The organism is Lentisphaera araneosa HTCC2155, from assembly GCF_000170755.1.
In the GTDB taxonomy this organism is placed as follows: domain Bacteria; phylum Verrucomicrobiota; class Lentisphaeria; order Lentisphaerales; family Lentisphaeraceae; genus Lentisphaera; species Lentisphaera araneosa.
In genome coordinates, this window is the sequence record NZ_ABCK01000004.1 from 228,439 (window position 1) to 252,932 (window position 24,494).

Annotated in this window: 12 protein-coding genes; 11 read left to right on the forward strand and 1 reads right to left on the reverse strand. The window is 42.3% G+C overall.

Translation table 11 applies throughout. The features are described from left to right. Positions 1-65 precede the first annotated feature (65 nt). The 5 genes from LNTAR_RS05345 to LNTAR_RS05365 all read left to right on the forward strand — a co-directional run bounded on the left by LNTAR_RS05345 (position 66) and on the right by LNTAR_RS05365 (position 8,944). Positions 66-4,775 (forward strand): LamG-like jellyroll fold domain-containing protein, encoded by a 4,710-nt coding sequence (locus LNTAR_RS05345; RefSeq protein WP_007277623.1) that lies wholly within the window; start codon positions 66-68, stop codon positions 4,773-4,775. A 47-nt stretch (positions 4,776-4,822) separates the two neighbouring features. Further along, the gene (locus LNTAR_RS05350; protein ID WP_007277624.1) at positions 4,823-6,082 is read left to right on the forward strand and encodes an MFS transporter; all 1,260 of its coding nucleotides are present in this window, start codon (positions 4,823-4,825) and stop codon (positions 6,080-6,082) included. 99 nt (positions 6,083-6,181) lie between these two features. Further along, the gene (locus tag LNTAR_RS05355; protein WP_007277625.1) at positions 6,182-7,600 is read left to right on the forward strand and encodes a sulfatase family protein; all 1,419 of its coding nucleotides are present in this window, start codon (positions 6,182-6,184) and stop codon (positions 7,598-7,600) included. 248 nt (positions 7,601-7,848) lie between these two features. Beyond that, positions 7,849-8,130 (forward strand): hypothetical protein, encoded by a 282-nt coding sequence (locus LNTAR_RS05360; protein WP_007277626.1) that lies wholly within the window; start codon positions 7,849-7,851, stop codon positions 8,128-8,130. Beyond that, on the forward strand, positions 8,123-8,944 hold the full coding sequence (locus LNTAR_RS05365; protein WP_007277627.1) for a phytanoyl-CoA dioxygenase family protein: 822 nt from the start codon (positions 8,123-8,125) through the stop codon (positions 8,942-8,944). Before LNTAR_RS05360 ends, LNTAR_RS05365 begins: the two co-directional genes overlap by 8 nt. A gap of 45 nt (positions 8,945-8,989) precedes the next feature. Here LNTAR_RS05365 and LNTAR_RS05370 read toward each other — a convergent pair whose 3' ends face one another. Further along, on the reverse strand, positions 8,990-9,622 hold the full coding sequence (locus LNTAR_RS05370; RefSeq protein ID WP_007277628.1) for a ThuA domain-containing protein: 633 nt from the start codon (positions 9,620-9,622) through the stop codon (positions 8,990-8,992). A gap of 332 nt (positions 9,623-9,954) precedes the next feature. Between LNTAR_RS05370 and LNTAR_RS05375 the strand changes: the two genes are divergently transcribed. The 6 genes from LNTAR_RS05375 (at position 9,955) to LNTAR_RS05400 (ending at position 24,384) form a co-directional block, all read left to right on the forward strand. Beyond that, positions 9,955-11,361 (forward strand): arylsulfatase, encoded by a 1,407-nt coding sequence (locus tag LNTAR_RS05375; RefSeq protein ID WP_007277629.1) that lies wholly within the window; start codon positions 9,955-9,957, stop codon positions 11,359-11,361. A gap of 19 nt (positions 11,362-11,380) precedes the next feature. Beyond that, positions 11,381-12,010 (forward strand): LamG domain-containing protein, encoded by a 630-nt coding sequence (locus tag LNTAR_RS05380; RefSeq protein WP_007277630.1) that lies wholly within the window; start codon positions 11,381-11,383, stop codon positions 12,008-12,010. A 58-nt stretch (positions 12,011-12,068) separates the two neighbouring features. Next, positions 12,069-12,614: a DUF1559 domain-containing protein gene (locus tag LNTAR_RS05385; RefSeq protein WP_007277631.1), complete on the forward strand. Its 546-nt coding sequence runs from the start codon at positions 12,069-12,071 to the stop codon at positions 12,612-12,614. A gap of 365 nt (positions 12,615-12,979) precedes the next feature. Beyond that, positions 12,980-15,586: a hypothetical protein gene (locus LNTAR_RS05390; protein ID WP_007277632.1), complete on the forward strand. Its 2,607-nt coding sequence runs from the start codon at positions 12,980-12,982 to the stop codon at positions 15,584-15,586. Positions 15,587-15,594: 8 nt separating this feature from the next. Beyond that, complete coding sequence (locus tag LNTAR_RS05395) at positions 15,595-20,094, forward strand: laminin G domain-containing protein (protein WP_007277633.1); 4,500 nt, start codon at positions 15,595-15,597, stop codon at positions 20,092-20,094. A 21-nt stretch (positions 20,095-20,115) separates the two neighbouring features. Then, the gene (locus LNTAR_RS05400) at positions 20,116-24,384 is read left to right on the forward strand and encodes a LamG domain-containing protein (protein ID WP_007277634.1); all 4,269 of its coding nucleotides are present in this window, start codon (positions 20,116-20,118) and stop codon (positions 24,382-24,384) included. The last annotated feature ends 110 nt before the right edge of the window (positions 24,385-24,494 follow it).

Sequence of the window (24,494 nt, forward strand, 5' to 3'; positions counted from 1 at the left end):
CTTGGCATAAGGCCTTGAGAAAAATTTATTAAGTAAAATCAAAACTCTTTTAACAAGGACTCTACATGAACTCTGTACGAATAATTATTTTTGCTGCTCTTTTCTTTGCAAGCTCCGCAAGCCAAGCTGAAGACCTCTCCAAGGTTTACAAAGGCGAAGAAAAATTTTATAAGGGAAGTTACGGTGCTCCTGGTGATTACATCCTCAATGGCGAATTAATTAAAGATCTGCCTCCTCCCCTTGAAGTCCCCGTGGATTACAAAGCTCCAAGTTTTGATGCTTCAAAATTAAGTCCAGTACCCAAAGTGGGTATTCATCCAAGGATTATTATTGGTCCCGAGGATATCGAGCGCTTTAAAGAGCTCCACAAAATGGGTCAAAAAGCTCCGCGCATTTTTAAACTTCAAATGGAGCAGATGCGTCGCGATGCAGAAAAGTGGAAAGTTCCGGCAAATTTCAATTACAGAACAAGCCCATGGGGGGAAGACAGTAAAATCGCTGGTTGGGGCTTGTATGCATTAATTACTGAAGATCAGGAATTGGGTAAAAAAGCAGCAAAAGCCACTGTTGAGCACGCTCTTTATCTTGAGGGTCGAGTCGACATTCTCAACACAGATCCTATTGCCGCCCCCATAAAAGATGTGGCTTATGATTTCCTTCGTAGAGAAGTCGTTTTTGGGCAAATAGCCTATCATGATGCCTATTATCAAGGAGGAAAAACAAGAGTAGAACAATTGTATAAGAAACATGGAGCTACTTTAAAAGGATATGACTTCAGTGGAACCCATTTATCTTTAGCCTTTGAATATGACTATGCTTATCCTTTCATGAGCGAGCAAGAGCGTACGATTGTCCGTCGCGTGATCTCCAAATGCACTCTAGGTAAATATACCACTGGCATGCAGATTCCAGGTCAAATGTACATCAATAACCACATGTCTGGATCCGCCAACCAAATCTACCTTGCCCTAGCGATCGAAGGTGAAAAAGGCTATGACCCTCGCGTGGCAAAAATGGCCGAATGGAGTTTAAAAAATAAACTCAGCTATGACTTATCGTCTAATGGTATCACCTATGAGAACACCAAAGGATTTATCCCCATGCTTCCCGTTCTTGCCATTGCTAAAAGACAGGGGCCCAATCATCCGGAAAATTTACTCAAGCATAGTCATCTTCTAGCAAGAGCCAATTCCAACCTCCAACACGCTAGAAAAATCTACTATCGTTTTTCTACCGAATCACGTCGCCGCCCCGATGGCAAAAGTCTTGATAAAATCCTCACTGGTTTAGATGAAGCACGCTATTGGATGGCGTCAGGCGCATCCGGCTCAGGTGGTCACCTTGAGTTCTGGTCAGTAATGAAGCATTTTTACCCAGAAGACAAGTTAGTGGATTTTGTCTGGAATGCTAAACTTCCAGGAAGTTTAAGCTATTTCGAGGGCACTCCAAAAGATAATTGGTCAGGAAAAATCCATCATAATTGGTTTTCACTTAAAGCTATAAACTTGCTCACGGCTACCCAAATGACTGATTATAATAAATTAGACAACTTGGAAGAGTTTAAAGATGTAGAAAAGTTTTGGTTTGATGATGAACGTGGCATCACTTCTGCTCGCAACGACTGGTCAGCGGACTCCATGCTCTTTCACCTAGAGAATAGAATTGATCAGTATTACATGGGACATGAGTCACCTCAGCATGGCGACTTCCAAGTTTGGGCAGATGGTATTCCTTGGGTAAGCAATGGCGGTGGCTACATCGACACAAGTTTTAGAAATATGGTAACGGTAGATGGCCTCGCAGGTGTTTACGCACCCATCTCCGGTGATTGGATGACCGCAAAAAATACCGAAATTGCCTCTAATTCTGTATCTGAAATGACTTCCGCTTATCAGTGGCGTAAAAGTCTTAATGGCCTGCGCTACCTCGATCACCCTGGCCTTGAATCCATGCCCTCTCAAATGCAGCCATTTGCCAAGGAAGCCTATAGTCTGGATCGCTTTTCCGAGCTTGCCTACCTGCCAAAAATCCGTGAACACTACGATGGCTTTGCCCACCTAGATTACGGCCCTTGGCATGGTGAAACTCGTGGCCCCGAGTACTACTATAAATGGAATGACCCCATGGATCACGTCTTCCGTACAACTCACTTTGCTCGAGGCAAAAAACCTTACTTACTTATTTTTGATGACCTCCGAAAAGCAGATGACCAAAATCACCAATTTGATTGGCGCATGATGATTACTGGTGATGCCGCTATTTATAGCTCAAATCCCAAAGCAAAAGGTCGACACACAAGCAAGAGTACCGATGGTGTAATTGGAACAGATCTTATTTTCTGCATGGCTGACAAAAACATAAATAGACATGGCGGTAACGCATGGGGCTTGCGCTACATTGAAATGAAGCCTAAACCCAAGAAAGGCGACCCCATGTTACTTGTCCGAATTCTGTGGAGAAATACCAATTACGCTTTCCCGGTACCCAATGTCCAGCGCTCATATTCCTGGAATATGGTTTCGGTCCCCGCCTTTGGCAAAAGCCCGGAATACCGCGTTATGGTTTACCCCTACAAATATGGTGAGAATCTGCCTACAACTGAGTGGTCTGATGACAGAACCCGCCTAACAGTCAAAATTGCTGACACTGTCGACACCTACGATTTTAGCCAAACTGATCGCGAAAGAACAGTTTACTCAATGAAACGCAATGGCAAATCTATTATTGATTCAAACGCACGTCCCCCAAAACCGGTTTTTGTCTCCAGTAGTAAATTCACCGTGGATCAAAACCGCCCCAATTGGCGCGCACCGCAAATTTTGGTCGATACTTATCCAGTTAAATTTAAAAACATTAAACCTGGGGCTCAAGTCTATTACACCCTTGACGGTAGTGAACCAAATGCGAAGTCCGCAATTTACGATGGCACTTTAGCTATCAATAAAAGCTGTACCCTAAAGGCAAAAACCTACCAGGCAGACTGGCGCTACGGGAAAGAGAATTGGAGTGAAACGGTAAGTATAAATTTCGAAAAACAAACACCTCAGCAAGGCTTGGCATCAAAGCCTCAATCAGAGGGACTCTTACTTAAAGGCTATGAGATAAAAACAACCAAATTCGATCAGAAAGGCTTCTTTCAGGGAGATAAAAATTCACTTCCCAACATTCAAAAGTACACAGCGCTCATGACCCATGCGGTCAAAGGTTTTTACATCCCAAAAATGAACAATACGGTAGACAGCAAATGGATGACTAAAGCTTTCTACAATTTCAGTGGATACATCCAAGTACCTGAAAGCGGTGTTTACTCATTCGAGCTCGAATCAGCAGGTCCCATTGACTTTAAAGTGTCCGACCAAAGCCTCATTCTCGTAGATAAGCAGTATGGTCTTTCCTACAAAAAACGCTATGGCGACATCGCACTTTCTAAAGGTACGCACAAGTTTGAGCTCACGGTATGTGACCCAGTTTTCTGGAAAGGTGACATGGAAGAAGACTATAAAATAAATCTCGCTCTTAAAGCACCAAGATCTAGTGAATATATAGCTCTTGCTGATTCAGCACTCAGTCGCAATGCCGACAAACTTGAGGCTTTGAGCCCTTCAAAGTTTAGTCAAAAAAATATCGCTGCTAAAAAGCTTGATGTACTTCCTGGACTCATTCAAAAAAGATATGATCGTCTCGACATCATCCTAACTGAAGAGGCTAAACAAGCTCAAGGTAGATCTGAAGCTAAACTCATCCCCGCCTCCGGATTACCATTAGAGTATTTCGATGTCAGTTCAGCAAAGCCCTACTCTGTGAGCATTGCAGATCTAATGATAAGCAGTAATTCTCCCCGAAAACTCCTGGAGTACGAGGGCTACATTCGCATTGGCAAAGACGGCGTTTACGAATTTGATTTGGCTAAGGGTAGCGAAAATGCTTCTCAACTGATTATTACCAACAAAGTCATTGTTCGTCGTCGAGTTAACGCAGAAAAAGTCAATGGCAAGATCGCTCTCAGCAAAGGCCTCCACCCCTTCCGTTTCCAAATTGCCATGGGCTCATCCCTGATAAGAATGAAACATGAGAGTGAAAGCGACTTCCAAACCTTAATTCCCGCAGCTCTCGCCTACGATTCTCATTACAAACTCCCAAAACTAACCTCCGGGAAAAACAAAGACTTCCCAGCAGGTTTAATCGCTTATATGCCCTGTGATAAATTAGATTCGGGATCAAGCCCAGTTCTTGATAGTAAGGGCGCTTCTACAGTGGTATCCGGAGGACAAGTTATCAATGATGGAATTAGAGGTAAAGCCCTTGGTATTTATGGCGAAGCTGGCCGCATCACCTTTAGTGGTCTACGTCAACGTGAAGATGAATTCACTATTTCAGCTTGGATTAAATACAAAGATCGACCACAGGATATTGTTCTATGGGGAGAAGCCTATGGCAACCTAAACCTACGCTGCCGCGCTAATCGTTTCATTGCCAATTGGAATAGAAATATTGGCAATGTTGATGTCAGCCTTGATAAAAAGAAGATTACTGCAGATAAATGGTTTCATATTGCCGCCACTTATGGTAAAAATGTAACTATCTATTTTAATGGAGAAAAAATTGCTCAAAAGCAGGTACTAAATTACTCCAGTCGTAAGGGCAACGGTTTTTTCCAAGGCGGTAAATTTATGCACTGTAATAATAAGCCGACGGCAGTAGATGAAGTCCGCCTTTTTGATCGCGCACTCAATGCCGAAGAGATTAAAAAAGTTTATAATATTGATAAACCATAAAATTCTACTGGCCTTGTATTACAAGGCCGACGAAGTTTCTTGCCTGCATGAATAAATCACTTAAGGGCTCAATTAATTACACTGCGGCCAGAAAAAATATTATCTGGTGTCAGTGCACGGGCATGCTTCCCCTGATGTTTCTCATCAATGGATTCATGCTCAATTACTGTAAAAAGTTTGGACTTAGTGATTCTGACGTCATGCTTTCGCTCACTGTACTCCCCAATATCTTGATGGTCCTACTCATCCTACCAGTGGCTAATCTTTCAGATAAATTTGGCAAAAAGAAACTAGGAAATCTCACCAATGTCTTTTGCCCCATAGCCTATTTAATCATCTTGTCTGCTTCCTATTTCAAGGAACATTTTTTACTTATCGTAAGCACTGGCTTAATCGTCTATCAATTGGGCCATATCTTTACCGTTTCTAATTGGTTCGCCCTCATGGAACCCTTGATTGAAAAAGGGAAACGCGGACGCTTTCTCGCCGTTTTAAGAAGCTCTTGGCAAGTCATTGCCCTTATTGCCACTATGCTCTCTTCGTGGGCTTTTTCCCTTTCAGATGACAGCAATATTTACCGTAGTATCATTATAATTTTGGCAATCTTCTGCTTAATAAGAGCCATTTTCTATGGGCGTATTCCCGAAGTCCAAACCAGTAGAGAAAAAGCTAATAAATTTAGCGATGCTTGCAAACACCTTCTGCACAATAAAAAGTATATCTATTTTTGTATCTTTTGTTTTCTTATTGCCTTCTTAGGATCAAGCCTAGCCACCACTCTCAACCTCTACCAAATTGGTGCCTTAAACTTTAGCGAAAGCAATGTCCTCACTATTTCTTATATCAATATGGCCGGCGCCACTGCTGGCTTTTGGCTAGGGGGTTGGATCAGCGATAAATACTCTCACGATCGCCTCTTTAAGATATCTACCCTAGTCATCACCTTCTTCCTCATTTGCTTTACTTTCACCCGTCACTTCCCTGTAAGTTACATGCTCACTACGGCCCTGATTGCTTTTTTAATTAATACCTGGATTTCCGCCATGCATATCGGCATCAGCGGAGAGGCCATGCATGTGGTTGATGAAAGAGATAAATCCTTTGGCATCTCCATGAGCTTCATGCAAATGGCACTGGGAACGAGCGTCAGCTCCATTCTCTGTATGAAATTTTTAGACTTATACCAAGGACGAACTTACTTATTGATGAATTTAAAATTCAATCACTACGAAGTCCTACTCGCGATCATGAGCCTAGTAATGTTTGCGATTTTCATATTCGGATTTTTTATTTTTAGAAACAAATAATCTTTGTATCATCAGTATTGTGGTAATCGAATTTGAAAAACAATATATAATACATATTATAATATGTGATTATTTTAATTAAATTAAGTTATTATAACAATGAAAAAGCTACTCATAACCTTATTAAGCCTAATACCATTAGTGTATTCAAATGATATTAAACCTAATTTTATCATCATATTCACCGATGATCAGGGCTATGGCGACTTAAGCTGCTTTAATCCCCAAGGGGTGCAAACCCCTCATATTGACCAAATGGCCACAGAAGGCATGAAATTTAATAACTTTTATGTTTCTGCAGCCGTTTGTTCAGCATCTCGTGCTGCCCTTTTAACCGGAACTTATAACGATCGGATCGGTATAAAAAGTGCCTTTTTTCCAGGAACAAAGCAAGGGCTCCATCCAGATGAAATCACTATTGCTGAGCTACTTAAGGAGCAAAACTATGCTACTGCTTGCTTCGGGAAATGGCATCTAGGCGATGAACCTAGCCTCCTCCCAAGTGCTCAGGGCTTTGATACATACTTCGGTATCCCCTATTCAAATGACATGTTTATTGCACCTCACCAGACCTTTGCGGAAAACGCAAAATTTAATGGCGACTGGACTTTAGAAAAAGCTAAGGAGCTACAAAAATTCATCGCTCCTCACGTCAATAAGAGAGGCCCCATTTGGAAATCGGAATACAAAGCTTTAGTTCCTATTTTAGAGGGCGAACAAATCGTCGAATTCCCCGCTGACCAAGCCAGCTTAACTCAGCGTTATTTTGACAGAACGATTAAATTCATTGATAAAAATCAAAACAAGCCATTCTTTATTTTTTTAACCCCAGCCATGCCTCATGTCCCTCTATTCGCCTCAAAGGAGTTTCGCGGAAAAAGTAAAAAAGGCCTTTACGGTGATGTTATAAAAGAGATCGATTTCCATACCGGCCGCTTAATCAAGCACCTCAAAGAAAAAGAATTAGATCAAAACACCCTTGTAATCTTCACCTCAGATAATGGACCTTGGTTATCCTACGGCGACGAGGGTGGGAGTTCTGGACCTTTGCGAGATGGAAAATTCACAAGTTACGAAGGCGGTGTTCGCATGCCCACTGTATTTTGGGGCCCAGGCTTGATTAAAGCCAACTCAGTGTGTAATCAGCTGGCTTCAACTATTGATTTACTCCCCACATTTGCACAACTCGTAAATACTCAGGTGCCACAAGATCGGAAAATTGATGGGAAAGATATTTCACCACTTCTAAAAAGTCAAAATCATGTTATACATCGTCACCTTTTTTTCCGTGATGAGGCAGTGCGAAGTGGTGACTGGAAGCTCGTCGTCAAGGAGCATCACATGACGATGAGGAAAGGACCGCTACCCGCCCTTTACAATCTAAAAAACGATGTTGCAGAATCTAATAATCTCATTGATACACACCCCAAAGTTGCTCAGTACTTACAATCTAAACTAGATGAACACCTAAAGGATTTAAATGAAAATTCCCGGCCCATGGCAGATTTAAATGAATGAGTTTTTCATAATTAAGGCAATTTCCTAAACGCTTGTAGCCATTTAAGCTCAAAATACTCGAGCAACTTCAATTCAGCCTTACAGATCAATCTCTAAGTAAGTTTATTCACTCAACTTTTATTAACTAAATAACTTTCCAAAGGGTCCTTTATGAATGATAAAATCAAAACTCTTTTTGCTTCACTTTGCGACCTTCGCAAGTTAAGCTGAAGTTATTTCAATAGTCTACAAAGTTGGAGAAAAATAATATGTCAAAATTACGTCAGCAATTACTCATACTCTACACGGCTAATAGCTATCCCGATGCAGCCCTTATTGGCTATTCAATGTACGATGGCAGTTCCGATGATATGCCTCCCCATGAAGTGGATACGCCCATGCCTTACGAAACAGTTCTCGATGCCATGCGTGATGGCTGGCGAGTCATCCAATACCCGTCACTGGGAAGGCAAAAAGGCAATGAGCTTGAAACCGATTATCTTGAATTTGAATTTGTCTTAGAAAAAATTGTGGAGAAAGCTCATGAATAATTTACTCAATTCAAAAGAAATGGCGCTATTCACAAAGCAAGGATTTTTACGCTTTGATGAAATGATTGATAAAGACCTCTGTAAAGAATTTTTTAGCTATATGGAAAACCCCGATTCAAAACAATACCAGCCTCAGGGACAGTTATTGTGGGATGTTTGGGATAAAAAAAGTTCCATAGGAAAAATCATTCATCATCCTGACATGATAAAAATCATTCATAGCCTCGTAGGAAAAAAGCCTCGCTATGATCATCACTTTCCCCATAAGACTCACCCCGGAAAAGGCCTGCAACACCTGCACCAAGATGCTGAGTACGACAGGAGAGATCATCAATTCGATATTCAGATCTCTCTTTACCCTCAAGATACCAGCTTGGAGATGGGAGGCACGCGCTTTTTACCTTCGAGCCATTTTAGAAAAGTCAACGAGAGCACTATCGGACGCTATCAACACATACGGGGTATGCAACAAATGGTATGCAAAGCCGGCACGGTTCTGGTTTGGCATACTGGCCTCTGGCATGCGGCTCAGCCAAATATCAGCGAAAATAAAATTCGTTATATGTTTAAATTGCGCCTTAACCCCATGGAGAAACAGCAAAGACTTTTTGATACTTCAGATCTTAATGATCCTGAAATATCCAAACTTCTTAATCAAACTTATCTATGGCATGGCCAAAGTCACCGTCGTGAGCTCTTCAATCGCATTAAGTTTTGGCGCTATATAAGTGCTCAGCCCGACTTCGATTTGGATATGTGGATGACGAGAAATGAAAACAGCACTCATTATTACAAACGATCACAAGTCATCTAAGCTCTGATTTCAATTCTTGAATCAATTCCTGAGCGATCTTTAAGACTAAGTCAAAAACCTAATGGCCTGAGTCAATAATTGCTTCATTTCGGGGTACACATCATATTCGGACGGTTCATGCCCCAAAGCTGAATAAAAGACTTTGCCCTGCCCCCAGTTTTTCACCCAAGCAACTGGCATAATCATTGTCTGACCTTCGTAGATATATCTTGTCTCTGCCAAAACTTCTATTGAAGGCTCTGTAAGCATATAATACTGTTCTGTATTTACAGTGAAACTAGCGCTTATTTCAAGACATATGGGGTGGTCTTTTTGCGTGATCCGCACTTCGTATTCTCCTACATAAGGATGACCTAGAAACTGACCTCCAAGCATCCACTGATAAGTTAAGCAGGAACGGAAAGCATCGCCAGCACCACCGTGAATGCCCACTAAATTAACGCCAGATTTTATAGCCTCGGAAATATTATGCTCTTGCTCATCACTTATTTCCCCCATGGTCCAATTGGGCATAAGAATGTCGAAACTTTTTAAAAAATTCAAATCATTAAAACTATCCAGAGTATGACTGTGGATCACTTCAAAATCTTGATCTTTATAGAGCTGTTCAAAAAAATCGGCAAATTCATAGGGCTTGTGCCCCAACCAACCACCTGAAACAATGAGTACATTCTTCATGAAATTCTTATCTCCATTATTTTTTCACCTGGATCCATTTTTACTTTTGAAACTTCTTATGTCAAGAAAGTCAAAAAAGGATTTAAAAGTCTCTCATGAATATACAAAATCTCCTGTATTTATCCTGATTTGCAAATAAGGAAAACGTCAAAAATAGGCTAAGTCGAGTCCTTATCATTACTGATTTGACAAAAGAAATCGATCACTAAGTCCATATTGTTTATTACCTGCAAGATAAATTAAATATTTATTTCAAAAAAACTACTTGAAAGTAAAATTATTACAATATATAATACTTATTATAATACTAATCAGATCCGAGGACCAAGTTCATGTTATCCATTTTTAAATATCTCTTGATTGTTATTTCCTTAAGCGCTTTAAGTTCAGACACAAAGACCAACATCATTTTTATCTTAGCAGATGATCTCGGCTATGGTGAACTCGGCTCTTATGGTCAAGAAAAAATCAAAACTCCTGAACTGGACAAAATGGCTGCTAGTGGCATTCGCTTTACTAATCACTACTCGGGTTACACCACCTGTACCATGTCTCGCAAAGTTCTCATGACTGGAAAACATATCGCCAACCTTCCCATGGGTGATAGAATACCTTCCATCACTATTGCTGGGCTGCTTAAGAATGCCGGCTATAAGACAGCGATGATTGGCAAATGGGGTATGAAGGGTCGTCCAGGCCACGACAATAGCCCCGAAAAACACGGCTTTGATCATGTCTTCACTTACGATAATCAGGGCTTCGCACACTTTTATTACCCCGAATACCTTTGGCGCAATGGCGAAAAAATCCATTACCCCACCAACAAGAACTTACTTACGGAAGACGGCTATATCAAAGAAAAACACGATGGGGTTTACAGTCACGACGAATTTACCAAAGACGCATTAGGGTTTATCGAAGAAAATAAAGACAGACCCTTTTTTCTCTACCTGCCCTACACTATCCCCCATGCAGAGATCACTGTACCCCATGATTCTGTTGAACCCTATCTAAAACTCAATTGGCCTGAAACTCCAAAAATTATCGGTGGCGGCGGTTCAAAAGACCCCGGCTATGGCAGTCAGTACGTCAAAGGTTACTGCGGACAAAAATACCCCCACGCCGCCTACGCCGGAATGATCAGTCGCATGGATCGAGATGTGGGACGCATACTAGATCTACTCAAAAAACTCAAAATAGAAGAAAACACCCTCGTACTCTTTGGTAGCGATAACGGCGCTTCTCCCGAAGGCGGTCAAACGCTGGAGTTCTTTCAGAGTTCTGGCAAACTCAGAGGTGATAAGCGCAGTATTTATGAAGCAGGAACCCGCACACCTTTTATTGCCTACTGGCCTAAAACTATTCAAGCAGGTCAGAAAACAGGTCATATTAGTGCTTATTGTGACTTCGTGGCCACTGCCTGTGATGTGGCGGGCATCAAAACTCCTGAGCATAGTGACGGCGTGAGCTACCTTCCTAGCCTTTTGGGGAACCGCCATCAGCAGGCGCAACGTCCTTATATATTTAATGCCTGGAAATCTTGGTCATCCGTTCGCGTCAAAGAATGGAAGCTCATTGCCAATCGCAAAAAAGATTTAAGTCCCGCTGAACGCTTTGAACTCTATAATTTAGAAAAAGATGAAGGGGAAATGAAAAACCTGGCGACTCAACATCCCGAAAAGGTTCAGTCCCTGCACAAACTCATCAATAAAATTTCCAAACGTCACTACACACCCTAATTAAAACCAAGGATATACAATGAGATTCATATTCGTAATTATCTTTTTTAACATCAGCCTTTTAGCTGATAAAGCACTTATCGAAGAAGACTTTGATAAGTTAAATAAGAAAACTTTTAAAAACATCGAACTCACAAGAGGCAAAGAGGGAAAAGCGGCCTCTTTCGATGGCGAATCAAGCCTGATCAATTTACCCACTCCCTTCAAAAAGGGCCATTCGGGCGTCTCTGTGTCCTTTTTTATCAAGCCCAAAAAATCAGATATTAAAAAATCGTACGAGAACCTTATCAGTATTGGTAGCCACAAGGGGATTTCTATCCGTTTTAAACAGGAGTACACCTTAAGTATCGGGGCGGGAACTCACCATAGAATTATGCACTCTCTCAAAGATCAAAAATACAATAGAAAGTGGATTCACATACTAGTGACACGCGATAAGAAGGAAGTTAAACTCTACATCGATAATGTCTTAATTGATACATCTCCATGCCCCGAGAAAGAGCAATATAACCATCAAGACATTCTTATTGGAGCCGCTTACTATGATGGCGATAAATCGGTCACTGAACAGCATTATGAAGGTCTTATAGATGAACTAAAAATCTATGACAAAGTCATCAATAAACAATCAGGCATACAGAGTATTTAAAGTAAAAATACTCACTGAACTACACTTTACTTTAACTCAAAAATCAGGATAGTAAGCAATGATAAAGTTAAAAAAATTCACTCTGATTGAAGTTTTAATTGCAATTGCAATTGCAATTATAGGTATTTTAGCTTCTATGCTCTTACCTGTCTTAGGGAAAGCTCGACGTACAGCTAAAACCGTCTTGTGTAAAAACAATTTAAAAACTCTTGGCATGGCTAATTTTATTTATGGAGATAATTGGGATAATTACCCTGTTCCTTATAGAGATAACAATGGAAATTGGTGGTACAAAAACAGTGAATTCAAAGAATATTATCCTTACTATCGCCAAGATCAAAATAATTTCCAAGTCAATGCGGCCTGTCATGAAGCAGTTGCTAGAACCGCAGCTACGACAAATGGCATCAGAGCAGATCTTGTTTATGGACATAATGGGATAGGAGGTGGCAGTGGCAATAGCCTTGGCTTTCGAGGTATTTCTTATAACATGATCAGCTCACCCTCTAACTTTCTTCATTACAGTGAGCAAAACAATCAAGACGCTGGCGTTTACCCTGGTAATTTCGATTCTCGCCATGAGGATAAATCCAACGTTCTTTAACTAGATGACCACGTTGCACCAATAAGCTACCTACTTGCTATTAGCACGGCGAATACTGATGCCCCCTGGGGGATAATGGCTTAAATATCACTGCCATTGTCAATAGTAATTAGTCAAAATAGAAAGACTTAGCTCTTATAAACAACTCTTAAGCTTGTGGACTTCTCAGTATTTTCTTGGTATTAAGCCTGCTCTAAATAAAAAAATTTAGTGTTGTTCTAAAATTATTTATCTAGCCTTTTTAAAATTTATTTAATTGAATTAAAAATTGACACAATAACATTGTTTAGAATACGTATTGTAATACACAAGATACCAATATATAGTGCTTAATTTTTAGCACATTTACCTTAAGGACAATTCATATGAAAAAAACTTTACTTACAACTGGTTTAGCTTTTGCTTTCTTGAGCACTCTCACAGTGAATGCCGATAAACCCATGGCCCAACTGCCTGGAGAACAGACTGCTGATCAAATCCTCGATGGCGAATACATGTGGCCGAATTCTCCAAAAGTTGACTTAAGTAAAGTTGATGATAAAAATTTCGACCCCTATGCCTTTGGCAAAGTCCCTGCTCCTGGAATTCACCCACGCATACTTATTTCGCCAGAAGATCTTCCACGAATTCGCGACGGCATCAAAAACACTCTCGCAGGAGCTTATGCTTATCATCAGATTACTGTCAATCAAAAAGAGTCTATCCGCAACAAGGGTTCTGAATCCTATGAGCTACTGAAAGCACTAGCCGCTGGCAATGAAGACTTAGCAATGAAAATCATGAAAAAGGAAAGCAAGTTTCCCCGTAAACAAAAATACAGTCATCGCTACGGCTTTGCTTATGTGCTCATGACTGAGGCATTGGATTCATTAATTCGCGAAGATGAAAAAATGGGCAAAGAAGTTGCCGCGGCTATTTCTACCCTTTCAAAAATCTACTACAAGCGCCTTGTAGCAATGGATGAAAGTTTCAAAGCAGGAAAGGTTAGCACAGATAAATATAATACGCCTGATCGTTTCCACGGTTTTCGTTTAAATGAACAGACCATTCAGCTCAACGGCGATGTCTGGCGCAGCAATAGACGTGCTGCAATTGATGGTGAACCCTGGTTTGCCTTCATGTATGATTATGCGTATCATTGGATGAACGAAGAGCAACGTTCCAACTGCCGCAAAGCATTAAATAAATATCATTTTGGCAAGACGACCATGGGTTCACATATGCCCCACCACTTCCGCAACTGGAACTGGATTGCCATTGGTTCCGGCGGTCTTTACCTCACAGCATTAGCCACTGAAGGTGAACCTGGCAATGATCAACGCGTTATAGATCACGCCAGAGAAATCCTTAGCGACTTCGTCAAGTACGGCTGGTCTGATATGGGCTCTTCAGATGAGGCCATAGGCTATTCACAATTTGGTTTGCGCTGGGCCATTCCAGGTTTTATTGGCATGGCACGTCGCGGTGACAATATCTGGAACCTCAATCGCTGGAAAAACTCCGTCAATTGGTACGCTCAATCATCGCAACCCAACGCCTTTGGCAAGGGCAATGACTCCGGTCAACGTTTCATTAGTCACGGTGACGGTGGTCAAGGTGGTCCTTCCACTATGACCATGCAAGCTTTCAAACGCTTCTACCCCAATGACCCAGTGGTTGATTATGTTCTGCAACGTACCAACCAAGTGACTCTAGACGAAAACGGCAATTTCCCACCCCCAAACAAAAAGACTTTTTATAACTCTTACCCCCACATGGATTTGATTATTGCGGCAGATAGTTCTAAAAAGGACTATAATGATGGTGATAAGCTCGGTTTAGCCAAAACTTTCTTTGACTCGGACCGCAACTCTCTTATCACTCGTGATAAATGGGGGACCGATCAATTGCAGTTGCAATTCGAAGCGCGTGACGATGGTCATGCCCCCAATCACCAACACGCCGACAAGGGGGCTTTCACGCTCACAGGTGCAGGACGTGTTTGGGCTGATGAGCGCTTTCGTTCAGTAGAAGGCCGTCACCACAGTCTCGTCATCATCGACGGTAAGGGACAGGGTTACTTCACACCGCCTTCCACTTGGCTTGGCATGCAAGACAATGAAGATGTAACTATTGCCGCAGTTGATACCGCCTATTCTCATGCTTGGCGCTGGCCTGGCGAGCTCTGTGGTTATGTCGACCTCAATGATCCCCGTAGAAAATTTGCTCGCTACGCAAACTTTACAAAGAAAGCCGATGCCTTCCTAGCAAAAAATCCCGACTTTAAATGGCAGGACCACGTCGATCGTCACCCCAAGCTGGAAAAGTTCTACAAGGGCTTTGAAAAGGGTGACCCGCGAATCTGGGATGAATATGCCCGTCCTTTGCGTATTGAGCATAATCCTGTAGAGAAAGCTTTTCGCAGCGCCATGCTCGTTCGAGGCGAATATCCCTACGTACTCATTACTGACGATATCAAGAAAGATGATAAAGAGCGCCTCTACGAATGGCTGATGATGCTCACGCCGAACACCGAGATCGCCTCAATTAACACACACGAAATCATGCTCTTTGATGAAAGTCACCCCAATGTGGAAATGAAGCCAGGCCTCAAGCGCAAAATCGGCGGTAAAGTCCCCATGTGCTTGGTGAGTGTACTGGATCGCACCATTCCCGAAGATATTTATACTAACCCTCAAATTCGACTAGAAACTTTTGAACTCAAAGATGCCCGTGGCTGGCCAAAGGGTCGCGGCTTTCAACTTCAGAAACGCTTAGTGATTCCCAGCCGTGCGATTGAGCCCAACTTTAAAGTCCTACTCTACCCTCATTACAAGGGTGCCAAATTGCCAAAGTATGAATGGAATGAATCCCGTGATCAAGTCACAGTGACTATTGGCAAGCAGGTGGATGTGATATCTTTCACCATGCAAGACAATGGTCGCAATAAAGTTTCTATCCGCCGCAATAACAAAAAACTAGCGGAACTCTAATCTTTATTATGAAAAAATTCTTTACTCTACTTCTTATACTTAGTTCATCTCTGTTTGCTCAAAACGCAACACCCCATTACCTAGACCGTTACGACCCTGTGGCGATTTGGACTCTGGACCAGGACATTGAATCACAGCCACCTAAGGAAACTTCTGGTCAATACAAGGTTCGCGTAAACGGGGATAAAACTAAGGGCTTACCAAAGCAAGTAAGTGGTGCTAGAGATTTCTTGGGGCAGGCATTAGATTTTTCTAATGTAGGTAGCTCCATCATGACTCAAATCGACAGTGGTAGGCTAGCCACTATTGGCGACATCAATAACACCAGGGGAACTTCTCTTGCTTTTTGGATGAAGCTGCACAAAGACCAAATCCAAAAAAATCATCGCATTATTGGTCATCCGGCTTTTGAACCGGGTCTTTCCGGCTGGGGTTATGGCGGACTTAGCGGCCATATGGGTGCCGGCTTTCGTGTTGGCTTCACCAAATACATGGAGCAAAGAGACATCGCCTTTGATGGTAACTGGCACCATATTGTTATCACGGTGGATTATCAAAGTCGCAGAAAGAACGTCAAACTCTACCTAGATGGCCAATTCGTCACGGCCAATGACGGCGCCTCCAACAAATCTTTTAATCACGCGAAAAGAATGTTTATCGGTGCCCGTTCTAATGGCGGTAATAGTTTTCCTGGTGCTTTGGACGATGTCTCCGTCTATGACTACCCTTTGAATGCCGATCAAATTTTAGAAATGTATCATGGCCCTGTTTTTGCGGGCTCCGCAAAAGTTCACTATCTGCCTGAAGCACTTCAACTCAATGCTATCGCACCTGCAGATGCTCAAGTTCTTTGGTTAAAAAATTCCGGTCCTGGCAATGTAAGCATTAATAACAAGACTCGCACAAATGCTAAAGTCACATTCTCTAAGCCCGGTGATTATACCCTAAGTTTCAAAGTCAAAGGCCATCAAAGCCAAAGCCTGCAAGTAAAAGTCCACCCCGCCACCGCTCCAGATGTCTATGCTGGTGATGCAGTGGAACTGAATGCAATTCAAGAGAGCTATCAGCTCAAACCGCGTATTAAACTTCCTGGCCGCGACCATCTGCGCGGGGTCAAAGTCAAATGGGAAAAGATCTCCGGCCCCGGAACCGTGCAATTCAAACAAGCTACTCAGCCCAACTCGGCAGTTCGCTTTAGCAAAGAAGGCCTCTACACCCTTAAACTTAGCACAAGCTATGGCAAACTCTCTTCTTCAGACACTGTCACTATTAAAGTGGGGCAACAGAGTGACAATCACTACGCCCTCATGCTCAACCCGCTTTACCTGCTAGCTTTTGACTCCCCTGCCAATCGTGAATCCGCCGGTGTTGCGGAACTCGCAAAAGCAAGTTCTGCAGAATTAATTGCAGATACCACTATCCTGCCCAAACTTAAGCAAGGTGCTCGCCCCTTTACAGGCCTAAGCTGGGACTTCAATAATACTAAGTCCAGTGTAAAAGTCCACAATCGCTTCAATATTGCTCGTCTGGGTGACGTCAAGCGCACCAAGGGCCTAGCCATGAGCCTGTGGTTCAAAGCCAAAGAATACAAAGGCAGCTTTTTTGGTAATGGTATCATCTCCATGAGTAGCCACAAATACAGTCAAGGTGTGAGCATAAACCTGGCTGATTTGGTGGGTGTTAACACCGAACCCAACACGGAGTTCAGCAAGCTTTTTGATGACCAATGGCACCATGTACTCATCAATGCTGACTTTAGCAAGGATTACGACAATGTGACTCTCTTCATTGATGGAAAAATAGCTATGCAAAAGTCATATACATTCGATAAGTCTTTTATCAAAACCAGAACAGATCACTGCCAACTTTGGGGAAATCGTGGTCGCAAGGGAGAAATCAACTTCCCTGGACAATTGGATGATATCGCCGTTTTTGATCGTTCACTCAATCAAGAGGAAATCTCCTACTTATTTAACGGCCCCAATGCGGATCATTTGCTAAGTGCGCAAAAGCCGACAATTAACGCGGGGAAAGACATGATTTTTACTCGAAAAAAAGAGGCTATTCTTTTAGGAGAAAACATAGCTGAAGACAGTAACTTAACTTACCAATGGCAATTAATTGACGGCCCGGGTCCAGTAATTTTTGACGACCCCAACTCCGCTCAAACAAAAGTGAACTTTGGCCCGCTGAGTATTGATCATCACAATCCCGATTATCAGCTCTACATTTTTCGCCTCACTGCAAAAGCTGCGGGAATCGCAAAGTCCAATTCCGACGAGCTCGCGGTGGTCTTTTACAAGAACAAAGTACCCGCTACAAGAGAACTCGGTCAACTGCCACCTGCCGGTCAGCACCCTCGCCTCTTTTTCAATGCCGCCGATTTACCACAAATTCGCCTACGCTTCATGGCCGACCCCTACGCCCAGCGAGCAGCCAAAAACCTCAGCGCCATGTATGCCCATTCAATTTTCAACCCGAAAAGTAATATCGGTATAACTTACCAAGGCCTTAAAGAAGGTAAAAAGGATGTGGACGTCAAACTTGTTGTCGGTAGTAATGACACCAGAACTTACTGGGCTGGAAAAAGCTGGCTCTACGGCCAGCTAGGCGGTGCAGCCGCTATTGCCCTCATTAAAAATGATCAAGATCAGCTTAATGAATTAGCCATAGTTCTTTCTCGCGCTGCCCACGAACATCTAAAATACTATCGTCCAAACTATCCCAATAAGCTCGTTCACGACGCCAGTGGCGGTCTTGCTATAGCTTATGACTTACTTGCTTCGAATATGAGTGAAGATCAACGTAAAGCCCCGCGCAAACTCTTATCAAAAATGTCCAAATGGCGCCAAAGTTTGGGTTCAGCTAAACTGGACGACAAAAAAAATATCTCAACAAACTGGCTCACCCATCACGATCAAATTGTTCTTTGTGCCCTGGCCATTGAGGGGGAAGAAGGTTATGATGCCGGCCTAATTGATCAAGCCACCCATAAATTGCGCCATTTCCTCACTCAGCACGGACTTTATAAATCTGGTTATGCTCACGAAGGTTACACCTATTTCCGCATGGGCATGGAGTCTGCAGCGCTATCAGCTCTCGCTTTAAGCCGTCGCGACGAAAACCTCTACGAAACAACTAATCTGTATAAGGGAGCTATGATGATGTTCCGCAGCATGCCACCGGGTATGCATTGGGTCACGGGGCATGGCGATGGTTCACCGAAAATTGCCGGCATGGCACCCATTGATTGGCTGTACCGCTACATTTGGCCAAATGATCCCGCCATCAATACACTCTATGGCAAAAGGCTAGAATGGCTCAGCCATCAAGAAGATGGCAAATTACAGGGACAATTTCACCTCATGGCCGTGCTTTTCCCAAGTCAGTCAAAAAGCTTTCCATCTCAAAAGGCAGCCGCAAAACAATTACAGTTAAATGAAAGCCAACTCTGCCCCGACAAAGGTTATGTCAATGCCCGCAGTTCCTGGGATGACAATGCCCTCAATCTAGTTTTTCGTAGCCGCCAAGACAAGTATAATCTCGGCCACATGCACGCAGATGTAAACTCATTTGAGCTTTATCACAATGGCACCACTTGGTTCAACGACGGTGGTAAATATCAGTACTTTAATGACTGTCACCAAACCATCCTTATCGATGGTCGCGGCGGTAACGGCTCCAGCGATTCTTTCAGTTGGCCTAACTTGCCGGGCCACATCGTGCAGTACAAGAATAACGCCCTCTATACTTTATCAACCGGTGATGCAAAGGCCTTCTACGATTTTACCTGTAGTGAATTTAAAGAAAAGCCGGGCAAGCCTAAAGCGGTGCCACTCTCGGAAACGGGCTACCTATGGGCTGACTTTGTCTACGGCAAAGATCGCTCACAACTTGATCAAATGCCGAGCTGGCGCTCTAAGCCCTTATATATTTCCCATGGTTCTAAACAGCAATTCTACGTCCTGAACCCAGTTAAAAAAGCCTTTCGTTCTGCCCTCGTGGTCAAGGGAAGGTATCCCTACGCCATCATTATCGATGATTACCAAAAAGACGAAAAACAAAGACTCTACGAATGGGTCGGCAACTTTGATATGGGCACAGTAGAAATGATTGAGAATAGTGAAAATAGCATCAGGCTCAAAAAGAAAGGCGAAGTCGACAAGGCTAATGAGCTCTTGGTCCTTGCCCTGCAAGCCGATGGCCTAACTAAGAAACCTGAACTGCTCAACTCCAAACTTGGAACTGATCCTAGCAACCCCACTAAGGGCACCAAGGTGAGTCAAATCCGCATCACGGCAAAAAGTGTTAACCCACGTTTTAAGACCCTACTTTATCCCTATGAAAAAGGGACACCACAACCTAAGTTAAAGTGGAGTGGCCAAACGCTAACGGTCACCATTGCTAATCAGGTCGATAAAATCACTTTTGCAGAAGATGAGAACGGAATCACGCAAGTCGATATCCAGGATATGTCTCAAACTCAAAACCAAATCATTATTCAGTAATTAAAAAGCTTGGAATTATTCATGAAAATACTTAAAAATCTTTTTTATTCAGCACTCTGCCTAGTCCTACCCATGGCCTTATCTGCTGAAGACTCATTACTCCTCAATTGGAAATTTGATTCACCCTACGAATTCGGAGCTTTTGAATACGATGCTTCCGGTCGCGGTAATGATGGCGTGGTACACTGGGATCGAATTGGTAGCTACGGTGGACTTCATTGGCAGAGCAAAGAGGGTTTTTTAAAAGGATCAGCTCATTTGCCCCGAGGAGTAAGGGGTACTATATCCACTAAGAAAACTCTTTCTCTACCTCAGAATTGGACCATGTCTTTATTATTTAAGCCCTTGGATGATAAAACTCGCTTTGATCATATGATTAGCTTTCATAGTTCTCATGACTCCAAGAAGAATATTTTATCTTTAGGTCAGCACCACAGCTTTCGCATTAATTTAGACAATGATGGCAAACAGCAGATCCTTGGCTTCTTCAAAGACAAAATGAGTTCTAAGCAATGGAATCATTTGGCATTGGTTTATGAAACTGAACAAGTCACTTTTTATCTAAATGGTAAAGCACAAACTGTGAAGCATACAAGTCCCTGGAATCCTTCTACAAAATTTAAGCTCTCACTCTCTGGTCTTAATGGCTCTCCACACAACCGCTCCGAAGGCAACTTCGATGAATTCAGACTTTACAGCAGTGCACTAAATGCTGATCAAATCAAACAATTGGCCACAAAAGATTTTTACGTAAAAGAAAAAACTATTCCCATTGCAGATCCTGGTATGGGCTACACAACTTTCCTTAAAGAAGGATCATGGTTCAGCTCCTCAAAAGCACAATTTAAAATGCAGGGAACTGAGCTTATAAAAGGAAATAATGCTGGAGAAACTAAATTTCAGTGGAGCATTATGCAGCAACCCAAAGGTGCGAAAGGGAAGTTTGCGGATGCTAGTGATCCCAAGACAATTTTCTCGACTAATAAAATCGGTGACTACAAGTTTAAACTGACGACTTCAAACGAAGCTGGCAAAGACGAAAAACTAGTCAATGGAGTCGTTTTCGCCAAAGATAAGGGCCCCAAGAGCGCGAAGCTTTACACCCTCCCCCCTGACCGTATTGAAGGACATATGGTCGCTTATCACCCAGATAGAGCGGCAGCTTTAAACAATAAAAAACTCAAGCCGATCTCATACTGGTCTTTTGATAAGATCGAAAATAATGAATTCTCGGCTCTTGGTTCTAAAGCACATGCACTAAGTCTTGATAAAAAGAACATAGAGCTAGTTGAGAACGGCAAATTTGGCAAGGCTATCAAAATTCTCAATGGCCCTTTATCGCTAGGTCAATTCGATGAACTAAAAAATGAATTTTCTGCCTCTTTCTGGGTCTATCACGGCGAAGGAAAAATAGGAGGGGATCTGCTTAAGATCCAAGCAGAAAACGGTAAGCATTACTGGAATAATCACTATCGAAAATATCGTCTAGATCCAGAAGGCACTGGACTGGTTGACATCATTGTTAAATGGTGGCAGGGATCAACAAGTGTTAAACCAAATAAACGTTGGAGCCACTATGTTTTTACCTATGCCAAAACTGGCAATGTTAAAAAACTCTATGTAGATGGTCGTTTAGCGGTCTATAGCCTCCACCCACTTGAAAAAGATGCCTCGGGAAAAGCCTCTTTACTATGCAACCTTAAGGGTGCCATTATCGACGATTATGCCCTCTACGATACGACCTTAAATAACGAAGAGGTCGCCGCAATCTACAAGAGTCCCACAGGTGCTTTAGCGCTTAAAGACCGCATCGTTTATGACCCCTACACGTCTCGTGTTTATAGAGACGACTTTATCGCAAAAAACTTTCCGAAACCCACACCGACTTATCAAACTGAACACTTTTCCGAAGATAGATTCGATGGCAAGGAGCTCTCCCCATATACCCATCCTCGCCTAAATATGACCATGAATGATTTACCGCGTATTCGGGAATCATTTCTAAAGAGTCGTCACGGAAACAATAACCATTCATTTATGTATCTATATACTAGAACTCAATTTGGTCATGATCTTAGCAATTATACTCCCAACTCCAAGCTGGTAGATAAAAAGCCTCAATATGCCCAAAAAGATGCCTTTACAATCGACGGAAAATATGTTTTTAATGAGCATAGCCACAGTTCCAGCGCCCGTATTGCCTTAGCTTTGGAAGCTTTACTTAAAGCTGATACTAAATTAGCTCGTAAGCTTATAGAGCAAATGATCATTTCCGCAAAACTACAACAACAAACTATTGATTACTGGCGTAGTCAAAATAATCCGGGTTGGCAACATGCTTATCACAATATTCTTGGACGACGTTCAACTCAAATCATGTATGACTACCTCTATAATTGGATGACTGAAGATGAGAAAAGGACGATACGCAAAGTCATTGCCACTGCCACAGCAGGAAATTGGAGTATTGGAATGTACGCTATGCCCGCTCTTTACGCCAATCGCTCAAACTGGCAGGCATGGATCACCGGCGATATGCTCATAGCTCTGCAATCCATTTATGGTGAAGATGGTTTCTGTCAATTTACTTATGATCAAGCAGCTCAAGCAGTAAATAATTGTGCCGAAATCATGAACGACCCTGAATCAGGAGCTCACTATGAGGGTATGGGGAAAAGCAACATCAACTCGACTCAAATGTCCGTTCTTTCACGCATGCAGCCTAAAGGTGAGAAAATCATTTCAAGTAAAGCCCTGTATAATAATGTAGCTAAATTTCATCTCCATATTGGTCTACCTTGGACTCACAAAACAGTCATGTATGATCAAAAAAATGGTGGCAATGCCGGTATCCCTAGTGCACCAATTAATGTACTGCATTATGCATATCCAAACGATCCCATAATCAACTACCTCAAACACACAATAGATGATGGAGCACGCTCTTATACACAACACCGACCTAGTACTTTTGGCCAGGAATCATGGATGATTTCTTCTGTTTATACTCAGGACTGGAAAGGCCCAGACAATCTACAAGAGCACCTAAAACAAGCGGTCAAAGAAGCCGGTGAACCCCTAGCTTACTTTAGTGACTTTCGCGGTCAAATGATCAGTCGCAGTAGCTGGGAAAAAGATGCACTGCAACTCAATTTCGTCCCACGTGTTATCAAAGGTGGTCATTCAGCACCAACCAAGGGCTACTTTGTTGTCAATGCCCTCGAACGTCAGTGGTTTGAATTTCGCAGTAGGGCTAACCAGCACAGCCGTACCAACTCCTGTATCACAGTTGATGGTGAAGGACAAGATGGAACTATGGCTCGCTCATTAAACTATAGCGGCGCTGCAGAAAATAAAAATGCACAATTTGACATTCTCAGCAGTGAACTCACAGGATCATATCGTCAAATTGACAACAAGTGGCCAAATCTCAACTACACGCGCTTAAAACCCGACCCTCGCCCTTGGTTTGATATGCCCAAGCAATACCTTACTCATTGGTACCTCGGAGATCGTCCTTATGCTCCAGTTTATGATGACTACGATCAATTTGATCCTGTCAATTATAAAGGCAAACAGGAGTTCGAATACGCCTACAGAACCGCCCTTTTTGCTCGTGGTAATCACCCTTACATCATCATTGCCGATGATTTTAAAAAGGATAACAAAGAACGCGAGTACATATGGCATGCCGCTCTTCCCGATGATCTAAAGAAAAATATGGCGCTCCATAAAATCAATGGCGACACCGCTATTTTGACTGATCCAAAAGATCCATCAAAACATCTCATGGTAAAAATGTTTGGCTACAAAGGCAAAGGTGAATTTGTGCTTGAACATATTTTGCCAACTCAGGATGTGGATCGCGCTAAAATGAATCTGACAACTGAACAAATGCCACATAACCTAAAATTTAAAAACAAAACAGCTACGGCCTCTTTTCGAGTAATTATCTACCCCTTTAAGGACGGCGACCCCCTACCCGAAATTGCTGAGACCGCAAATTCTTTCACCATCACCATTGGCAATCAAAAAGATTCATTTACAGAAGAATCTAAAGCTAATGGACATAAACTACTTAAGCCCCGTAGACAAACTGGTCTAGCAAATAAAGAAAATGACAATCACGAAAGTAGCATTGCTCTCGTCAGCCTCACTAAATCTAAAAAACCACAGCAAGATCTGCAACAAACACTTATGAATATGGACGACAAAAAACTTTTCAAGGGACTAGGTACACTATCGGCCATTATTATGGTCGGTTTTTTTATCATTCGCAGTAAAATTTAATAGCTCGGATTGTGGCTAAGAAATGGCACAAACCAAAAAGAATCTCTATATAATACTATCTATAAACTATTAAAATACATTAAATTATAAATAATTATCACTCAAGTCTT